Annotated in this window: 1 protein-coding gene; it reads left to right on the forward strand. The window is 52.3% G+C overall.

Annotated elements, in window-relative coordinates; all coding sequences use genetic code 11:
* Nucleotides 1-68 precede the first annotated feature (68 nt).
* A protein-coding gene (locus EVJ20_RS14955; protein WP_131508754.1) for an IS3 family transposase occupies nucleotides 69-1,639 on the forward strand; the annotation gives its coding sequence in 2 pieces (ribosomal slippage) (nucleotides 69-708 and nucleotides 708-1,639; 1,572 coding nt in all).
* Nucleotides 1,640-1,685 lie beyond the last annotated feature (46 nt).

A 1,685-nucleotide genomic window follows, 5' to 3' on the forward strand; every position in this document is an offset into this window, starting at 1 on the left:
TGATATGCTCCCCAATAGGTAGACAGATGAAATAACAAATCTGTTTATCTATTGGGGAGTGTTTTTTTATGGCGAGAAGTCGGCATTCGATTGAACAAAAACTGAGTGCACTACGTATGCTGGAAGAAGGAACATGCACCTGGAAGGAAATCGAGGAGGCTCATGACGTCTCTATGGATACCCTTCAGTTGTGGAAAGTGAAATTCGATACCGGTGGGATCGATGCGTTGAAGGAGTCGAAGACATGGAAACATTACACCAAGGAACAGAAGATCGCGGCCGTACGTGACTATCTCGATGGGTTCACCAAAATGGAGATTCTCTCCAAATATCATATTAGTAGTTGGTCGGTTCTATATCGGTGGATCAAGAAGTATACTGGTCATAGCGAGTTAACAGATTCGAGAAAAGGGATGGATCGAGCTATGGCCAAAGGGAGAAAGACAACATTCGAGGAACGCATGGAGATCGTCAGGTATTGCCTGGACAACGGACGGAACTATCAACGGACGGCCGAGATATTCGCCGTGTCGTACCAGCAGGTCTATGGCTGGACGAAAAAATATGACGCCGACGGCGTGCACGGGCTCGAGGACCGGCGCGGACGGACAAAGCAAGAAGAGGAACTGACCAACGAGGAGAAGCTTGAACGTCGCATCCAACAGATCGAGCGGGAGAACGAGCGCCTTCGGGCCGAGAACCTGTTCCTAAAAAAGTTAGAGGAGATCGAGAGGAGAGGTTGATCAGCCAGATCCGGCTACAATTGCGTTACACGGCCATCAAGGAAATGTCGATAAGCGACACGTTCCCGGTCGTGCTCTTATGCGAGATCGCGCAGGTCTCACGGGCCGCCTATTATAAATGGTTAAAACGTACCGTCTCGGTACGCGAGGAAGAGAACTTGAGTCTACTGGAGGACATCCGTCTCCTCTACGACCAGGTGAACGGGACCTACGGGTATCGACGGATCACCATGACGGTCAATCGGAGACGACGCCAGCATGGCCTACCGGCATACAACGAGAAGCGGGTCTATCGTCTCATGCGCATCCACGAGATCCGTTCGGTCATCCGCCAGAAGCGAAAACGGTACAAAAAGTCTTCACCGCAGCATGTGGCCGAGAACCTGATGAACCGAGAATTCAGCGCGTCCCGACCGGACGAGAAATGGTGCACCGACGTCACCGAGTTCAAATATGGCGCCGGGAGGAGGGCGTATCTGAGCGCGATCATCGACCTCTATGACGGCTCGATCGTCGCCTATCGCATCGGGAAATCCAACAACAATGGGCTCGTCTTCCAGACGATGATCCCAGCGATCGCGGGGCTCCGTACAGGAGCGGGTCCGATGATCCATAGCGACCGAGGGTTTCAATATACATCGAGAGGGTTCAAACGCATGGTGGAAGACGCAAAACTGACCCACAGCATGTCTCGCGTCGGACGTTGTCTCGACAACGCCCCGATCGAGGGTTTTTGGGGTACCCTGAAAGTCGAGATGTACTACCTGCGTGAGTTCCAGGCCTATAGCGAACTCACGTCGGCCATCGAGGCCTACATATCGTTCTACAACCATGATCGTCTCCAGAAACGACTAAACGGCTTGAGCCCTGTCGAATACAGGGCTCAAGCCGCATAGGCTGGTTTTCATTATTTACCCTGTCTACTTGACGGGGAGCAGTTCA

This window comes from Exiguobacterium sp. SH0S1, from assembly GCF_004337165.1.
GTDB lineage: Bacteria > Bacillota > Bacilli > Exiguobacteriales > Exiguobacteriaceae > Exiguobacterium > Exiguobacterium aurantiacum_A.